The sequence below is a fragment of the Sagittula sp. genome (genome assembly GCF_052825245.1).
The window spans coordinates 1-16,852 of the sequence record NZ_JBRBWD010000003.1 but is presented as its reverse complement, the minus strand read 5'-3'; the positions used below and the strand labels follow the sequence as shown (position 1 = coordinate 16,852).

Below are 16,852 nucleotides of genomic sequence, written 5' to 3'. Positions count from 1 at the left end.
ACTCTGTGGGTTACTCGTCCTCCTCCGCATCCAGGAGTTCCATGTTGAGGCCCAGACCCCGGACCTCCTTGACGAGAACGTTGAACGATTCCGGCACGCCGGCCTCGAAGTTGTCCTCGCCCTTGACGATCGACTCGTAGACCTTGGTCCGGCCCGCCACGTCGTCCGACTTCACCGTCAGCATCTCCTGCAGGGTGTAGGCGGCGCCGTAGGCTTCCAGGGCCCAGACCTCCATCTCCCCGAAACGCTGACCGCCGAACTGCGCCTTGCCGCCCAGCGGCTGCTGGGTAACGAGCGAGTAGGGCCCCGTCGAACGGGCGTGGATCTTGTCGTCGACCAGGTGGTGCAGCTTCAGCAGGTACTTCACACCCACCGTCACCTTCCGGGCAAACTCCTCGCCGGTGCGGCCGTCGAACAGGCGGCTCTGGCCGCTTTCGTCAAAGCCCGCGCGGCGCAGCGCGTCGTTCACGTCCGCTTCCTTCGCACCGTCGAAGACCGGGGTCGCGATCGGGACACCGCGGGTCACGTTGCCCGCCATCTCCACCAGCGCGGTCTCGTCGGCGTCGGCAAAGCCCTCTTCGTAGACCTCGTCACCGTAGACGATCTTCAGAGCGTCGCGCACCGGGGTCAGGTCACCCGACCGGCGGTACTCCTGCAGCGCCTCGTCCACCTGGATGCCAAGCGAACGCGACGCCCAGCCCATGTGGGTTTCGAGGATCTGACCGACGTTCATCCGCGACGGCACGCCCAGCGGGTTGAGGCAGAAGTCGACCGGCGTACCGTCCGCGAGGAACGGCATGTCCTCCTGCGGCACCACGCGCGACACGACACCCTTGTTGCCGTGCCGGCCGGCCATCTTGTCGCCCGGCTGAAGCTTGCGCTTCACCGCGATGAAGACCTTGACCATCTTCATCACGCCCGGGGGCAGATCGTCGCCGCGGCGCACCTTCTCGACCTTGTCCTCGAACCGCGCGTCAAGCGCACGCTTCTGGATCTCGTACTGCTCGTGCAGGGCTTCGACGTGCTTGGCGTCCTCTTCCTCGCCGAGGGCAAGCTGCCACCACTGACCACGGGTCAGCGTCGACAGAAGCTCTTCGTCGATCTCCGAGTTCGCGCGCACGCCCTTCGGACCCTTCACCGCGGTCTTGCCGAGGATCATGCCCTTCAGACGCGCGTAGATGTTGCGGTCGAGGATGGCGAGCTCGTCGTCCCGGTCACGGGCCAGACGCTCGATTTCCTCGCGCTCGATCTGCAGCGCACGTTCGTCCTTTTCGACGCCGTGACGGTTGAACACGCGGACTTCCACGACGGTGCCGTAGTCGCCCGGTTTCACCCGCAGCGAAGTGTCGCGCACGTCCGAGGCCTTCTCGCCGAAGATGGCGCGGAGGAGTTTCTCTTCCGGCGTCATCGGGCTTTCGCCCTTCGGAGTGATCTTGCCCACCAGGATGTCGCCCGGCTCCACGTCGGCACCGATGTAGACGATGCCTGCCTCGTCGAGGTTGCGCAGCGCCTCTTCACCGACGTTCGGGATGTCCCGGGTGATTTCCTCGGGCCCGAGCTTCGTGTCGCGCGCCGCCACTTCGAATTCCTCGATGTGGACAGAGGTGAACACGTCGTCCTTGGCGATCCGCTCCGAGATCAGGATCGAGTCCTCGTAGTTGTAGCCGTTCCACGGCATGAAGGCGACGATGACGTTCTTGCCGAGCGCCAGTTCCCCCATGTCGGTGGACGGGCCGTCCGCGATGACCTCGCCCTTCATCACCGTGTCGCCGACCTTCACAAGGGGCTTCTGGTTGATGCAGGTGTTCTGGTTCGACCGCTGGAACTTGCGCATCCGGTAGATGTCGACGCCCGCGTCACCCAGCTCCAGGTCCTCGGTCGCCCGGATCACGATCCGCTGCGCGTCGACCTGGTCGATGATGCCCGCGCGCTTCGCCATGACGGCGGCGCCGGAGTCGCGTGCCACGACTTCCTCGATGCCGGTGCCGATCAGCGGCGCCTCGGCCCGCAGGGTCGGAACCGCCTGACGCTGCATGTTCGAACCCATGAGGGCGCGGTTGGCGTCGTCGTTTTCCAGGAACGGGATCAGCGAGGCCGCGACCGACACCAGCTGCTTCGGCGACACGTCGATCAGGTCGACGGTTTCCGACGGCGCCAGCGTGTAGTCGCCCGCCTGGCGGGTGTTGACCATCTCGTTGGTGAACTTGCCGTTCTCGTCCAGCGAGGCGTTGGCCTGTGCCACCGTGTGCCGCATTTCCTCGGTCGCGGACATGTAGTGGACCTCGTCGGTGACGACGCCCTCCTTCACGACACGATACGGGGTCTCGATGAAGCCGTACTTGTTCACGCGGGCAAAGGTCGCCAGCGAGTTGATCAGGCCGATGTTCGGACCCTCCGGCGTTTCGATCGGGCACATGCGGCCGTAGTGCGTCGGGTGCACGTCGCGCACCTCGAAGCCGGCACGCTCACGCGTCAGACCGCCGGGGCCAAGCGCCGAGAGACGACGCTTGTGCGTCACTTCGGAGAGCGGGTTGGTCTGGTCCATGAACTGCGACAGCTGCGAGGAGCCGAAGAATTCGCGGACGGCAGCCGCCGCCGGCTTCGCGTTGATCAGGTCCTGCGGCATGACCGTGTCGATCTCGACCGAGGACATGCGTTCCTTGATCGCGCGCTCCATGCGGAGCAGGCCGACGCGGTACTGGTTTTCCATCAGCTCGCCGACAGACCGCACACGACGGTTGCCGAGGTGGTCGATGTCGTCGATGTCGCCCTTGCCGTCACGCAGGTCCACCAGCGCCTTGATGCAGGCCACGATGTCGTCGCGGTCCAGCGTGCGCTGGGTGTCCGGCTTGTCGAGCGCGAGACGCATGTTCATCTTCACGCGGCCCACGGCGGACAGGTCGTAACGCTCGCTGTCGAAGAACAGCGTGTCGAACAGCGCCGAGGCGGCTTCGACGGTGGGCGGCTCGCCCGGGCGCATCACGCGGTAGATGTCCAGCAGCGCGGTTTCGCGGGACATGTTCTTGTCCTGCTCCATCGTGTTGCGGATGTACGGGCCGACGTTGATGTTGTCGATGTCGAGGACCGGGATCTCGGTGATGCCCGCGTCCAGCAGCTCCTTCAGGGTGCCGCCCGACACTTCGCCGTCCTTGTCGACGGTCCAGGTCAGCTCGTCGCCGGCCTCGACGTAGATCGCGCCGGTGTCCTCGTTGATGATGTCCTTGGCGACGTACTTGCCGACGATGTGCTCGAACGGGACAAGCAGCTGCTTGACCTTGCCTTCGTCGATCAGCTTCTTCACCGCGCGCGGCGTCACCTTCTTGGTGGCCTCCGCGATGATCTCGCCGGTGTCGGCATCGACCAGGTCGAACGTCGGACGGGTGCCGCGCACACGTTCCGGGAAGAACTTGGTCGCCCAGCCCTCGCCACGGCGGTACTCGAAGTTCACGGTGTTGTAGTAGGCGTCGCAGATCGCTTCCTGGTCGAGGCCAAGCGCGTACAGCAGCGTCGTCACCGGCAGCTTCCGGCGGCGGTCGATGCGCGCGAAGACGATGTCCTTGGCGTCGAACTCGAAGTCCAGCCAGGAGCCGCGGTAGGGGATGATCCGGCAGGCGAACAGCAGCTTGCCCGAGCTGTGCGTCTTGCCCTTGTCGTGGTCGAAGAACACGCCCGGCGAGCGGTGCATCTGGGATACGATCACGCGCTCGGTGCCGTTCACGATGAACGTGCCGTTCGGGGTCATCAGGGGCATGTCGCCCATGAAGACGTCCTGCTCCTTGATGTCCTTGACCGACTTGGCGCCGGTGTCCTCGTCGATATCGAACACGATCAGGCGCAGGGTGACCTTCAGCGGGGCGCTGTAGGTCATGTCGCGCTGCATGCATTCCTCGACGTCGTACTTCGGCTTCTCGAGGTCGTAGTCCACGAATTCGAGGACCGCGGTCTCGTTGAAGTCCTTGATCGGGAAGACCGACTGGAACACGCCCTTGATGCCTTCGCCGTCCATCGGCTTGGGCTGGTCGCCGGACTTCAGGAACAGCTCGTAAGACGATTTCTGAACCTCGATGAGGTTCGGCATTTCAAGAACTTCGCGGATTTTGCCGTAATAGCGGCGGAGGCGTTTCTGACCGAGGAAACTTTGCGCCATGAGGGGAGCACCCTTTCGATTTTCTCTGCCCGAACCTGCACGCTGCCGGGGCCACAGCGGCGGTTCACGTCAGTGACGGCGGGTTGACGGGTCCATTCTCGGCGCGCGTCCCACCGCGTGCCACTCGACCGGTTTCCCTGCCTTGGGAAGCCTCCCGTCTGCGCGCGGAAAACGCATGCAGACGGGGGGCTTGCCAAGACGGGCGAAGGGGGTGCCTGTTGTCCGGATGTTCTGGGGAAGACCGGATATGGGGGCTGGGGTCAGATATTCAACTGTCGTGCGCGCCCCCTGCCTCCGAAACACCTGCGACACGGGTTCGAATCGCTCGAGCCCGTGGGAGACTTCCGAATATTCGGTAAAGCGCATGCGCGCAACCCCCCTTGACCGGGGCGCGCGGTTTTATGCACTTGAAGCAGAATGACAAAAAGCGCCGGTTCCGTCAAGGAGTCATGGAAAAACAACGCTATTCAGCGGCTGGCGTGCCGCTGCCGTGCCAACTTCGCCCGAACGCACAGCAAACCCTTCACGGATCCTCAAGAAGCCGGCACGCCCTTAATCATTTCTTAACCTTCCGGCAATTAGACATGCGAACTCCGTGCGTTGCGTGGTGGGCCCATGATATACAGACTCCTGGACCGCCTTTTTCCACGGTCCTTCACGCGAAAGATCCTGTTCGTCGCCTTCATCGGAACGCACATCCCGCTTCTCGCCTTCACGGTCTTCGTCCTGCTCGGCGACGGCCCCTGGTCCGGCGACAAGACGGGTGCGCTTCTGCTGATCCTCGGGGCGACAGTCGCCGGCACCGGCCTGACGCTGGTCCTGCTGCGGCGGCTGCTCGCCCCGGTCTACGAGGTGACGCGCGCGCTGGCCGCCTTCGAGGAGCGGCGCGAATTCGCGCCCCTGCCCGACCGTCACCGCGACGAGGTGGGCTTTCTCATGGTCGCCACCAACCGGGTCCTGACGGAGGCGCAGCAGCGCATCCACCGCTACCGCTCGGAGGCAGAGACCGATGCCCTGACGACGCTCCTCAACCGGCGCGGGCTGATGCGCGCGCTCGAAGGGGTGGAACAGGGGTCGATCCTCGTGCTCGACATCGACGACTTCAAGGCGATCAACGACACCCACGGCCACCCCATCGGCGACGCGGTCCTGCAGGCCGTCGCCCGGCGCATCACCACGGCGGTGCGGGAAAAGGACATCGTCGCGCGCCTCGGCGGAGAGGAGTTCGTCGTCGTCATCAACGACCCGCGCACCGATCCGGAGGACGTGGCCGAGCGGTTGCTGACCTCGATCGGCAGCACGCCTGTCGCGGGCATCGCCGTGACCGCGTCCATCGGCGTGGCTGACTACCGGGGCGACGCGCAACAGGCGCTCATCAATGCCGACATGCGCACCTACGCCGCCAAGCGGCAGGGCAAGAACCGCTACTGCATCGGCACGTGATCCGGCCCGGCAGGGCACCCCGCAAAAAAACAAGCGCCCCCGGATGGGAGCGCTTGCAGTAAACCAGTCGTGAGACGGGAATTACTTGATCTCGACTTCGGCGCCTGCCTCTTCGAGCTTCTTCTTGAGTTCTTCGGCTTCGTCCTTGGAAACGCCTTCCTTGACGGCCTTGCCACCGGCTTCCACCAGTTCCTTGGCTTCTTTCAGGCCCAGGCCGGTGATGCCGCGGACTTCCTTGATCACGTTGATCTTCTTGTCGCCAGCGGACTTGAGGATCACGTCGAACTCGGTCTTTTCTTCTTCGGCTGCCGCGCCTGCGTCGCCTGCCGGGCCAGCCATCATGACTGCGCCGCCGGCGGCCGGCTCGATGCCGTACTCATCCTTGAGGATGGTCTTCAGTTCTTGTGCTTCGAGCAGGGTCAGGTTGACGATTTGCTCAGCAAGTGCTTTGAGATCTGCCATTTTGAGACTCTTTCAGATTTAGATATGGGTTCCAACGTCAGGGAGCATTCCCTACGCAGGTCGAAAGGTTGCTTACGCCGCCTCGCCCTTTTCCTCGATGGTGGTGAGGATGGAGGCGATGTTCGATGCAGGTGCGCCAATGGCGCCGGCGATGTTCGATGCGGGTGCGCCGATGCAGCCGACGATGGAAGCAATAAGCTCATCGCGCGACGGCATTTTCGACACGGCCTCGACACCGGCACGGTCCAGCGTGGTGCCACCCATGGCGCCACCAAGGATCTCAATCTTCTTGTTATCCTTGGCGAAGTCTTCGATGACCTTGGCCGCTGCGACCGGGTCCTCGGAGAAGGTAAGCACCGTCATGCCGTCCAGATACTTGGCGATCCCCTCGGCGGGGGTGCCCTGGACAGCAATCTTGGCGAGCTTGTTCTTGGCGACACGGACCGTTGCTTCACCAGCGCGAGCGCGGTTACGCAGATCCGTCATCTCTGCAACCGTGAGACCCTCGTAGTGGGCAACCACCACGACGCCAGAGCTTTCGAAGATCTGGCCGAGTTCCTCGACCAATTTCTCTTTCTGGGCTCTATCCACAGTTTCACTCCAGTTGTTGGAGGGCGGACCCTCCGGCTCTCAGTCGACCGGGTGTCCCCGGTCACAAAGTCCGAATGAGGGTCGACGCATCCTGTGGGCCCGACGCAGAAGCGCGGGGCTGAAAAGATGTCTCTTCCCGTCTCAGGCAGGAATTACCGGGGCCATTTCAGGAAATGGAACCAACCCACCGTCTCGGACGAATTGCGGCGCCGAATACGAATCGCATACGGCACCGCGAGGCCTCCATTAGCACCGGCCATTATTTCTTGCAATCATTCAATCAAATCCCGTCGCGCATCCGTTCGCGCAAGGCGACACTGAATTCCGCCGGATCCTTTATCCCATAGAGCTCCCGCACCAGCGGAGAGATGAAGGCCCGTTCCTGCGTCGCCTCGAACCCGCCCATGTCCGCCAGCATTCCCTGTTCATACAGGAAGTCATCGGCGTAGCCGGTCAGCACCCAGGACTTGTCGAAGGGCACCGATCCGCGCTTTGTCCGGTTCACCGCCCGCGCCACCACGTTCGTGCAGTTCGAAAACAGCGTGTTGTACCAGCGCGGCTCCGTCACCAGTTCCTCGCTCTCGCGCAGCATCGCCTCCAGCACGGCGCGCTGCTGCTCGATGGGGATGGACAGCGGGTAGAGGTACAGCTGATCGCCCGCCCAGAACTCCGAATTGCCGAACATGTCGCGTTCGGTCGTCCAGACAAAGAAGTACTCGAAGACCGGCAGCACGGCGGCCATCGGCGCGTTGTAGCTCTCGCCCTCTTCGCGCCGCGCCTCGACGGAGGCGACATAGGTCTTCCCGTCGCGAAAGCGGAAGGACAGCATGGTGTGGGCGATGGCCTCGCTGCCGGTGAACGGCTCCACCACGAAATAGGCCTGCTCCAGCTCCTCGGGGACGAGGGTCGCGTTGATCCAGGCTTCGCGCGCGACGCTGCCGTCGGGGGCGTAATCCCAGTTGCGGATATTGCGGATCACCGCCGCCTCCTCCCCGGCAGAGACCAGCGGCAGACGGCTGTGATCGGCGCGCCAGTCGCGGTCGTGCGACGGCAGCAGAACCACCCACGGCAGGTAGAGGACCACGGCGATGGCGGCCACGGCGATGGCGAAAACCTTGAGAACGCGCTTCATGCGGCCGTCTTACCGCGCCGCCGGGAAACGGCAAAGGCGGGATACCCTGACCCTGTAGCCCCCTCCTGACAGCCCCCTTCGGACAGTCCCAAAGAAAAAGGGCGCCCCGGCGGGACGCCCTCCTTCAATTCCTGGAACGGTCGGCTCAGTTGCCGGTCGCGTTCGACACGTCGACGGTGACGCCCGGGCCCATGGAGGAAGACAGCGAGATCTTCTTCATGTAGGTGCCCTTCGCGCCCGTCGGCTTGGCCGCGGACACGGCGTTCACGAACGCGCGGATGTTCTCGGCCAGCTTGGCCTCGTCGAAGGACACCTTGCCGACACCTGCGTGCACGACACCGGCCTTCTCCGCCTTGAACTGGACCTGACCGCCCTTGGCTGCCTCGACGGCCTCCTTGACGTCCATGGTCACGGTGCCGACCTTCGGGTTCGGCATCAGGTTCCGCGGGCCGAGGATCTTGCCCAGACGGCCGACGATCGGCATCATGTCCGGCGTCGCGATGCAACGGTCGAACTCGATGGTGCCGCCCTGGATGGTTTCCATCAGGTCTTCGGCGCCGACGATGTCCGCACCGGCTTCCTTCGCCTCGTCCGCCTTCGGGCCACGTGCAAAGACTGCCACGCGGACGGTCTTGCCGGTGCCGTTCGGCAGGCCGACCACGCCGCGGACCATCTGGTCTGCGTGACGCGGGTCGACACCGAGGTTCATCGCGATTTCCACGGTCTCGTCGAACTTCGCATTGGAGTTCGACTTGATCAGGGAAACGGCTTCCTCGACGGTGATGTTTTCCTTGCCTTCGAAGGCTTCGCGGGCTGCACGGGTGCGCTTACCAAGTTTTGCCATGACGATTACCCTTTCACCTCGATGCCCATCGACCGGGCGGAGCCCAGGATGATCTGCATTGCCGCTTCGACGTCGTTCGCCGAAAGGTCCTGCATCTTGGCTTCGGCGATCTCGCGGACCTGCGCCACGGTGACGTGTGCGATGGTCTCACGGCCCGGCTTCTCGGCACCGCGGGGGCGGTTACGCTTGCCCACGGGCTTCAGACCGGCGGCCTTCTTCAGGTAGTAAGACGCGGGCGGCGTCTTGATGTCCATCGTGAAGGACTTGTCCTGGTAGTAGGTGATCACGGTCGGGCACGGCGCGCCGGGCTCCATTTCCTGCGTCTTGGCGTTGAACGCCTTGCAGAATTCCATGATGTTGATGCCGCGCTGACCCAGCGCCGGACCGACCGGCGGGGAGGGGTTGGCCTTGCCTGCAGGGATCTGCAGCTTCATCTTGCCGGCGAGCTTCTTTGCCATCGGCTTTCTCCTTTTCCATCTCCCCCGCGACGCGTCGAAGGGGCTTCTTGTGGCGTGGTCAGGTCCGGATCTCGCGTGACCCTCGCCTCCCACGGTGGATTGCGCGCAACCTGACGGTTCCGCAGCAACAGGGGCGCCGCATATAACCTCGGCGGCGGTTTGGCAAGTGATTCCGAAGGGCGGCCTGCCGTCGCGCGCTATTCCGCGGCGGGGCGGGCCAGCAGCGGCGCGCCGTCCCGCTCCATCTCGGCAAAGACCCAGTCCCGGAAGCTCCGGATCATCGGATCGTCGGCCCGTGCCTCCGGATAGGCAACGGAGTAGATCGTGACCGGCAGCGTCACCGTGTCGAACAGCCGCTCCAGCCGTCCGGCCTCCAGCGTTCCGCGCACCATCATGTCATAGGCCAGCGCCACGCCCTGCCCCTGTTCCGCCGCCGTCGTTGCCAGTTCGCAGTTCGGAAAGACCGGCCCGCGCGGCAGGGCGCGCGGCGCCACCCCCGCCGCGTCGAACCATTCGTCCCAGGCGTCCAGGACCTCGTCGTGCATCAGCCGCAGCCGCAGCAGGTCGGACGGCACCCGTACATCCTCCCGCTCCCGCAGCGCGGGCGAGATCACCGGGTAGCGGGCAGAGGTCATGAACGGCTCGGTGACGACGCCGGGCACGGGATCGTCGGCCCACTGGATCACAAGGTCGCTGTCGTTCGCGGCGAAATCGGTCGAGGGCGCCCCGACCGACACCCGCAGCCGCACGCGGTCGCCGAATCCCAGGCGGTCCAGCCGGGGCACCAGCCAGCGCGCCGCAAAGCCCGGCGTGCAGAGGACACGGAACGGCCGCGCGCCCGCCTCCTTCACCGAACGGGTGGAGTCCTCGAAGGCATCCAGCAGCCCGGTCATCTTCCCGGCATAGCCGCGCCCGGTCAGCGTCAGGGAGATCCGGCCGCCCGTGCGCTCGAACAGCGCGGTGTCGAGGAACGCCTCAAGCGCCTTGATCTGGTGACTGACGGCAGAGGGGGTCAGGCACAGCTCCTCTGCGGCGGCCTTGAAGCTGAGATGCCGGGCCGCGGCCTCGAAGGCCCGGACGGCCGCGAACGGAGGGAATTTGCGCCCCATGGCTGAATTCCTTTCAACGGCTGGTGAAAATTGGTCTTTTGCGCCGGTGACGGGCCGATCGTAGCATCTTCTCACCAACTCTCAAAATTCGAACGAGGCCGGACATGAGCCCCTTTCACCGCTTCGGCGCGCCGCTCGGCTGCGCCCTGATGACACTCGTCTGCATGGCACCCGCCACCGTCGCCGCCGACGCAGACCCGCTGGCCTGGCGCGACGCCCCCACCATCGGGGCGCTCGTCACGCACCTCGACGACTGGCTGGACACCCATTCCGACCTGCCCCGGCGCGACGGGCCGCCCCTTGTCCGGTGGATCGGCGCGGCCCGCGCGGCCAGCCTGCACTCCGCGCGTCACGCGTCCCAGGAAGGCATGGCGCGCGGCATGTACGACCCCGAGGCCGACACCATCTTCCTCGTGCGCCCATGGGACATGAAAAACCCCTACGACGTGGGCGTGCTCCTGCACGAACTGACGCACTACCGGCAGGAAGAGGCGGGCCACTGGTACTGCGCGGGCGCGCAGGAACTGCCCGCCTACCGCCTGCAGGAAGAGTGGCTGGCGGACCTCGGCCTCGAAGCGGACATCAACTGGATCGCCGTCGTGCTGGAGGCAGGCTGCACACGCCGCGACATCCACCCCGACTGACCGGCCCCGCCCGCCGCAAAGGAAAAGGCCCGCGCGGATGCACGGGCCCGAAGGATCTGTCAGAAGATCTGCGCCGTCGCTAATGACCGGCGGCGCGAAGGGCTCAGCCCTGCTTCGAAACCTGGGTAAAGTCCAGCTCCACCGGGGTCTCGCGGCCGAAGATCGACACCGACACCGACAGGCGCTGGTTGTCCTCGTCGACGCCCTCGACCATGCCGTCGAAGCCCTCGAACGGACCGTCGTTGACCTTGACCCGCTCGCCGATCTCGAAATGGATGAGCGTCCGGGGCGCTTCGTCGCTTTCCTGCACGCGGCCGAGGATCGCCTCCACCTCCGCGTCGCGCATCGGCATCGGACGGCCCTGCGGACCGAGGAAGCCGGTCACCCGGTTGATGTTGGAAATCAGGTGATAGCCGCGGTCCGACATCTCCATGTGAACCAGCACGTAGCCGGGCATGAAGCGACGCTCGGTCGTCACCTTCTTGCCGCGCCGCACCTCGATGACTTCTTCGGTCGGGACCATGACCTCGTCGATCTGGTCCTGAAGCCCCTGCTCCTCAACCGATGTCCTGATCTGCTCGGCGATCTTCTTCTCGAAGTTCGAGAGAACGCTCACCGAATACCACCGCTTTGCCATGTCGACCTCGATCATTCCGCCCCCGAACGGGGCGCCTTCCGGAAATGAAACGGCGCGCGAGCCTTTATAGCCGCGCGCCGGAAACTGGACCCGTCCGTTACACCGTCCGAAACCGGATGGCAAGGGCCGGAGCGCCCCTGCGCCCGACTTCAGCTGCCGCCGAAGTAGGTCAGGATACCCGTCAGACCGGACCGGATCGCCAGGTCCACCAGCGCAAAGAAGACCGCCGTCAGCGCTGCCATGATGAAGACCATGATGCTGGTCAGCGTGACTTCGCGCCGGGTCGGCCAGACGATCTTGGCCACTTCTGCGCGGACCTGCTGGATGAACGTGATCGGGTTGGTCGTCGCCATGCGTGAATGTCCCGTGTGCTGCGGTTTCGTGGGCATGTACGCGCAGGGGCCGGCAAAAGCAAGGCGTGAGCCGCTCCCGGATGCGTGAATGAATCGAATGAACCTTTTCGGCTCGGGGAGGTTTACCCCCCAGAGCGCCACGGCAAACACGCCGCCGACGCAGCAGAAACCTAAAAGGATCTGACATGAAACGTATTCTGACCGCAACCGCCCTTATTTCCGTGATCGCAACCGGCGCAATGGCCCAGAGCGAGAGCAGCTTCAACGCAAACGAGATCAACACCTTCATTCCCGAGGTGAACGTCGAGATGCTGCCCGACGCCCAGGTCGCTTCCCTGATGGCCACCATCAACGGCGAAGGCAACGAAGAGACGAAAGAGCGCCAGATGCGCGCCTACCTGGGCGAGTTCAAGACGAACAACCCCGAGCTGGAAATCACCCTCTACCCCGAAGGTCTGACCGACGCCGAGATCGAGGCGATGATGACCTACGCACCGGGCGTCGACATCTACTCGATCACCGACGAGCAGTTCGCAGAGCTGCGCGCCGTCCTGGCGACCAACGACGAAGAGGCGATCAAGACCTACATCGACACTCTCGAAATGTGATCCAGGTCACAGTTCTACCCGGAAGGGGGCCGCTTTCAGCGGCCCCTTTCTCGTGCCCGCTCACACCCGGTCACGGCATCGTAAGAATTTGAAAAATAATCGAATTTTCTTGGAACGATCATTGGGGAAGGCGGTTGTTCTTGTGCAAGGCAGGTGCAGAACAGCACGGCCAAAGAGGTGCACTGCACCGCCCACGAAGATGAAAAGGAGACATCCTTATGAAACGTTTTCTGACCGCAACCGCACTCGTGTCCGTCATTGCAACCGGCGCCGTGGCGCAAACCAGCTTTGACGAGAACACCATTTCCACGTTCCTTCCGAACGTGAACGTCGAGGCGCTGAGCGACGAGCAGGTCAACACCCTGATCGGCATCGCCAACGGCCCGGGCAACGAGAACGAGAAGTCCCGCCAGATGGAAGCCTACCTGGGCGAGTTCCAGTCCGACAACCCGCCGGCCGTGGCCGTCGACGAGCCGCTGCCCGAAGTGGCTGAAGCCGACGAAATCGACGACATGAACGACGAAGGCACGTTCAACGTGAACCAGATCGAAGCGTACATCCCCGAGCTGGACGCATCGACCCTGACCGAACAGCAGACCGCCGCCCTGATCTCGATCATGAACGGCGACGGCAACGAGAACGAGAAGAAGCGCGAAATGCGCGCTTACCTCGGCATCGAATAATCCAGGTTCCTGTTAGCAAGTACGGGGCTGCCTTCGGGCGGCCCCTTTTTCGTGCGCACACGAAACCTCCGCTGCAACGGCAGCACTGGCATGACATCGATGTCCGGAGGAATGGCAGGGGCAGCAGGGTTCGAACCCGCGACCTACGGTTTTGGAGACCGTCGCTCTACCAGCTGAGCTATACCCCTTCAGGCCGTGCCGTCAGGTACACGGGCCAGCGGGTGAAATCAAGACGTCTTTGTCAGGGAATTTGCGCCGCCTTCCAACGCGATCCGCGGACAACGCCCGGCCCGCCGATCCGCACCGGCACCACCCGCCGACACCCTCCGCGCAACAGCCCGCCCTGCCCGCAGCCTTGATCGGCCCGCACGCCCGCGACGGTCAGGAGCCGCGCGCCGCGAACAGACGCCCCCCGGCACGAAGCGCCGCCCTGCCCCTCGCCGAACCGCCCCCGTCCGACCCGCAGGATTCGCTCCGGACCGCGCTGGAATCTCATGCCCCCGGGGGTCCGCCCAACCCCGAAAAGGGCGCCGCAAGGGGCGGAATCCGATTTTTCATTCCCGCACACGAACTGTGCACAGCACGAATTCCCCCTTTCCGAGGCCCCGCGGACGGCCGCGCCGGGCCCCCCCTTGAAACCGCCGGAACGCCCGATTGTCCAAGCGGGCTTGAGCCGCACCAAAAGCCTCACTTCATGCACAAAGACCCGTTTGGCCGTCGCCGATTTCAAGCACACGTTTTCGCGAGCAATCCGAGATTTCTTCGTGATTTCAATGTCTCAGACGGCAAGCCTACTTGTTCGGTGTCGGAAGCAAACACCGACGCAAACAAGACCGGCGGCACCGATGCCGCCACCTCAAACTGGAGAAATGAAATGAAAACGCTTATCGCATCCACCCTCGCCGCAACCGTTCTTCTGACCGGCGTTGCCTCCGCTGCTCCGGCCCCGCGCCTGTCGTCCGAGGCATTCATCCTGCTGCCGAACGCCGACTACTCGAACCTGACCGACACCCAGGTTCACCAGATCAACGCAGTCGTGCACTCCGGCGGTGACTCGAACGAACTGCGCAACGGCATCCGTGCAGTTCTGAAGTGATCTGCCACAAGGTATCGCGCGGGCCCGCACTCCCAGCCTGCGCGATACCGAAGTTGCCAATGCCGCGCCCCCACGGGGGTGCGGCCAATACGTTTCCGGGGGCCCGCGCCCCGATCCCCCTCAGATCCAGCGCATCCGCCGCAGGACCACAAGCTGCAGGGCACCGATGACGCAGAGCGCGCCGGTGAACACCCAGAAAGCCCAGGGCCACGACGCCCCCGGCATTCCCGCCAGATTGATCCCGAAAAGACCCGTCAGGAACCCCAGCGGCAAAAACACCGCCGAGAGGATCGACAGCAGGTAGAGGTTGCGGTTCAGGCGTTCGTCCCGCGCGCTCTGCATCTCGTCCCGCACCAGCGCCATCCGGTCGCGCAGCGCGTCGGCGTCCTCCACCACCCGCTCCAGCGCGTCCAGCTCCTCTGCCAGTTGCCGCAGGTCGTCGCCCTCCACCCAGTCGGGATGCACCGCCTGCAGGGTCCGCATCGCGTCGCGCTGGGGCTGCAGGTAGCGGCGCAGGATGATCGCGGTGCGCCGCAGGTCCACCAGCCGGCCGGCCATCTCGGGCCGGACCTCCTCCAGCACCTCTTCCTCAAGGTCGTCGGCCTTGTCGTCGACCTCGCGCCAGAACGCCTCGATCCGGTAGGTCAGGCGCTCCGTCAGCATCACCAGGAACTCCGCCGCGTCCTTCGGCCCGCCGCCACGCTCAAGGCTTTCGGCGATGTCCTCGATCGCCTTCACCTTCCGCATCGACAGCGACACGATCCGGTGCGGGTCGATCCACAGCCGGACCGAAACCATGTCCTCCGGCGCTTCGCCCTCGATGGTGTTGACGCCGCGCAGGATGACGATCAGCCCGTTGCCCACCGGCGTGACACGCGGGCGGGTCTCCTCGGCCACCAGCGCATCGATGATCGTCGGATCGAGATAGGACAGGTTCCCGACGATCCACGACGGCGTGTCGGCGTGCTGGGCGCGCAGATGCACCCAGGCCAGCGTGTCGTGGCGCAGCAGTTCCGGCACTTCGGCAGGTTCGAGGCGGCGGCCCGCATCGGGACCGTCAAGGGCAAAGGCGCGCAGGATCATGTCCTGCGTAACGGGGACGAGAGTGGTCATCTGGCGGAGGATACAGCGGCTTTTGCCCTGCGCAATGGGCGACGCGCAGGCCGCGCGACTTGACGATCCCCCCGGAACGTCGAAGGGTCGCCGCGACGCGGGAAAGGGGATGACCGATGGACCAGACACTGACCCTGGAAGAGCTGCGCAGCCCCGACCCCGCGGTCGAGGCGCTACTGGCCCGCCACCATGCCGACATGCGCGCGCAATCGCCCGAGGAAAGCTGCCACGTCATGACCTCCGACGCGCTGCGCGCCAGCGGGGCACGGGTCTTTGCGCTGCGGGCCGGGGGTGCGCCCTGCGCCGTGGGGGCGCTGAAACCGCTGGACCGGGCGGGCTGGCCCGGCGGCGTGGACTGGCCCGACGGCGGCACGATGATGGAACTGAAAAGCATGCACGTCGCCCGCGCCCGGCGCGGCGAGGGGCTGGGCAGGGTGCTGCTCGACGGGTTGACCGATCAGGCCCGCGCCTCCGGCGCCGTTGGTCTCTGCCTCGAAACCGGGTCGGAGCCGGAATTCGCCGCCGCCCGCGCGCTCTACCACCGGGCGGGTTTCACCGATTGCCCGCCTTTCGGGGACTACGTGACCGACCCGCTCTCCGTCTTCATGCTGCGCCGCCTGTGACACCGCCCGTCAGACTGCGCACCGCCCGGCCCTCCGACGCAGCGATCCTCGCGGCGATCTCCTTCGAGGTCTGGATGCACACCTACATCCGGCGCGGCGTCGACACGGCCTATGCCGAATACGCGCTCGACACCTTCACCGCGGCGAACCTCGCCGCTGTCATCGCCGATCCCGGCGAACACGTGATCCTGTCGGAGAACGAGGAAGGCCCGGACGCCTTCATCCGCCTGACCCGCAACCGGCCCGCACCGCTGCCGGGATGCTCCGATCTGGAGATCTCCACCCTCTACGTCCAGCCCCGCCACCACGGCCGCGGCCTTGGCCGGGCGCTTCTGGCGCGCGGGCTCGACCACGCCCGGTCGCTGGGCCAGCCCTCCGTCTGGCTGGCCACCAATTCCGAAAACGCCCCCGCCATCGCCTTCTACCTGCGGCAGGGCTTCGAACGGATCGGCACCACGCATTTCCGCATCGGCGACGCCGCCTATCCCAACGACGTCTTCCGCCTGACCCTCGACCGCTGAGGCAGGGCGGCGCAGAGCCCCGCCCTACGGGGTGGTGTGCTGCTTGAGAAGGTGCGCGATGTCCGGGGGGCGAGCGAACCGGGGGCAAGCGAAAAGGGCGCCCCGTTTGGGACGCCCTTCTCTATCTCAGCCGTGTGATGACGGCACAGGCCGTGATCAGGCGACGATCTTGGAGACGACGCCCGAACCGACGGTGCGGCCGCCTTCGCGGATGGCGAAGCGCAGGCCTTCTTCCATCGCGATCGGCGCGATCAGCTCGACGTTGAACTTCAGGTTGTCGCCCGGCATCACCATCTCGGTGCCTTCCGGCAGCTCGACGGTGCCCGTCACGTCGGTCGTGCGGAAGTAGAACTGCGGACGGTAGTTCTTGAAGAACGGCGTGTGACGG

The 16,852-nt window shown here is 65.0% G+C and carries 18 protein-coding genes and 1 tRNA gene; 7 read left to right on the top strand and 12 right to left on the bottom strand.

The window, feature by feature from the left end; genetic code table 11:
- Positions 1-10 precede the first annotated feature (10 nt).
- Positions 11-4,147 (bottom strand): DNA-directed RNA polymerase subunit beta, encoded by a 4,137-nt coding sequence (gene rpoB / locus ACU0DV_RS00500; RefSeq protein ID WP_100928305.1) that lies wholly within the window; start codon positions 4,145-4,147, stop codon positions 11-13.
- 615 nt (positions 4,148-4,762) lie between these two features.
- On the opposite strand from rpoB, the gene ACU0DV_RS00495 reads away from it, so the two are divergent.
- Complete coding sequence (locus tag ACU0DV_RS00495; protein ID WP_446240944.1) at positions 4,763-5,590, top strand: GGDEF domain-containing protein; 828 nt, start codon at positions 4,763-4,765, stop codon at positions 5,588-5,590.
- A gap of 81 nt (positions 5,591-5,671) precedes the next feature.
- On the opposite strand, the gene rplL is transcribed toward ACU0DV_RS00495, so the two are convergent.
- From rplL to ACU0DV_RS00465, 6 genes are all read right to left on the bottom strand, one after another.
- The gene (gene rplL, locus ACU0DV_RS00490; RefSeq protein ID WP_100928307.1) at positions 5,672-6,052 is read right to left on the bottom strand and encodes a 50S ribosomal protein L7/L12; all 381 of its coding nucleotides are present in this window, start codon (positions 6,050-6,052) and stop codon (positions 5,672-5,674) included.
- 72 nt (positions 6,053-6,124) lie between these two features.
- Positions 6,125-6,643 carry a 50S ribosomal protein L10 gene (gene rplJ / locus ACU0DV_RS00485; RefSeq protein WP_100928308.1) on the bottom strand — a complete coding sequence of 173 codons (519 nt, stop codon included), beginning with the start codon at positions 6,641-6,643 and terminating at the stop codon, positions 6,125-6,127.
- A 280-nt stretch (positions 6,644-6,923) separates the two neighbouring features.
- Positions 6,924-7,775 carry a lipoprotein N-acyltransferase Lnb domain-containing protein gene (locus tag ACU0DV_RS00480; RefSeq protein WP_446240943.1) on the bottom strand — a complete coding sequence of 284 codons (852 nt, stop codon included), beginning with the start codon at positions 7,773-7,775 and terminating at the stop codon, positions 6,924-6,926.
- 145 nt (positions 7,776-7,920) lie between these two features.
- Positions 7,921-8,619 (bottom strand): 50S ribosomal protein L1, encoded by a 699-nt coding sequence (rplA, locus tag ACU0DV_RS00475; RefSeq protein ID WP_100928310.1) that lies wholly within the window; start codon positions 8,617-8,619, stop codon positions 7,921-7,923.
- A gap of 5 nt (positions 8,620-8,624) precedes the next feature.
- Entirely contained in the window at positions 8,625-9,077 is a 453-nt protein-coding gene (gene rplK, locus ACU0DV_RS00470; RefSeq protein WP_446240942.1) for a 50S ribosomal protein L11, read from the bottom strand.
- A 197-nt stretch (positions 9,078-9,274) separates the two neighbouring features.
- Entirely contained in the window at positions 9,275-10,186 is a 912-nt protein-coding gene (locus tag ACU0DV_RS00465; protein WP_100928311.1) for a LysR substrate-binding domain-containing protein, read from the bottom strand.
- Positions 10,187-10,290: 104 nt separating this feature from the next.
- Between ACU0DV_RS00465 and ACU0DV_RS00460 the strand changes: the two genes are divergently transcribed.
- Positions 10,291-10,830, top strand: a complete 540-nt coding sequence (locus ACU0DV_RS00460; protein ID WP_446240941.1) for a DUF6647 family protein — start codon at positions 10,291-10,293, stop codon at positions 10,828-10,830.
- A 103-nt stretch (positions 10,831-10,933) separates the two neighbouring features.
- Here ACU0DV_RS00460 and nusG read toward each other — a convergent pair whose 3' ends face one another.
- A complete protein-coding gene (nusG, locus tag ACU0DV_RS00455; protein ID WP_040605070.1) occupies positions 10,934-11,467 on the bottom strand; it encodes a transcription termination/antitermination protein NusG in 534 nt (177 codons plus the stop codon).
- A gap of 149 nt (positions 11,468-11,616) precedes the next feature.
- Entirely contained in the window at positions 11,617-11,820 is a 204-nt protein-coding gene (gene secE / locus ACU0DV_RS00450) for a preprotein translocase subunit SecE (protein WP_100928313.1), read from the bottom strand.
- Positions 11,821-12,005: 185 nt separating this feature from the next.
- Between secE and ACU0DV_RS00445 the strand changes: the two genes are divergently transcribed.
- On the top strand, positions 12,006-12,428 hold the full coding sequence (locus ACU0DV_RS00445) for a hypothetical protein (RefSeq protein ID WP_100928314.1): 423 nt from the start codon (positions 12,006-12,008) through the stop codon (positions 12,426-12,428).
- A gap of 218 nt (positions 12,429-12,646) precedes the next feature.
- Complete coding sequence (locus ACU0DV_RS00440; RefSeq protein ID WP_100928315.1) at positions 12,647-13,111, top strand: hypothetical protein; 465 nt, start codon at positions 12,647-12,649, stop codon at positions 13,109-13,111.
- Between the two features lie 112 nt (positions 13,112-13,223).
- On the opposite strand, the gene ACU0DV_RS00435 is transcribed toward ACU0DV_RS00440, so the two are convergent.
- Positions 13,224-13,299 (bottom strand) — tRNA-Trp (locus ACU0DV_RS00435).
- Positions 13,300-13,985: 686 nt separating this feature from the next.
- Here ACU0DV_RS00435 and ACU0DV_RS00430 point away from each other — a divergent pair.
- The gene (locus tag ACU0DV_RS00430) at positions 13,986-14,207 is read left to right on the top strand and encodes a hypothetical protein (protein WP_100928316.1); all 222 of its coding nucleotides are present in this window, start codon (positions 13,986-13,988) and stop codon (positions 14,205-14,207) included.
- A 120-nt stretch (positions 14,208-14,327) separates the two neighbouring features.
- Here the strand turns inward: ACU0DV_RS00430 and ACU0DV_RS00425 are convergent, their stop codons facing one another.
- On the bottom strand, positions 14,328-15,320 hold the full coding sequence (locus ACU0DV_RS00425; RefSeq protein ID WP_446240940.1) for a zinc transporter ZntB: 993 nt from the start codon (positions 15,318-15,320) through the stop codon (positions 14,328-14,330).
- A 116-nt stretch (positions 15,321-15,436) separates the two neighbouring features.
- Between ACU0DV_RS00425 and ACU0DV_RS00420 the strand changes: the two genes are divergently transcribed.
- Both ACU0DV_RS00420 and ACU0DV_RS00415 read left to right on the top strand, forming a co-directional pair.
- Entirely contained in the window at positions 15,437-15,943 is a 507-nt protein-coding gene (locus ACU0DV_RS00420; protein ID WP_446240939.1) for a GNAT family N-acetyltransferase, read from the top strand.
- Positions 15,940-16,464 carry an N-acetyltransferase family protein gene (locus ACU0DV_RS00415; RefSeq protein ID WP_446240938.1) on the top strand — a complete coding sequence of 175 codons (525 nt, stop codon included), beginning with the start codon at positions 15,940-15,942 and terminating at the stop codon, positions 16,462-16,464. Before ACU0DV_RS00420 ends, ACU0DV_RS00415 begins: the two co-directional genes overlap by 4 nt.
- A 156-nt stretch (positions 16,465-16,620) precedes the next feature.
- On the opposite strand, the gene ACU0DV_RS00410 is transcribed toward ACU0DV_RS00415, so the two are convergent.
- A partial coding sequence (locus ACU0DV_RS00410; protein WP_446240937.1) for an EF-Tu C-terminal domain-related protein occupies positions 16,621-16,852 on the bottom strand: 232 nt, incomplete at its 5' end.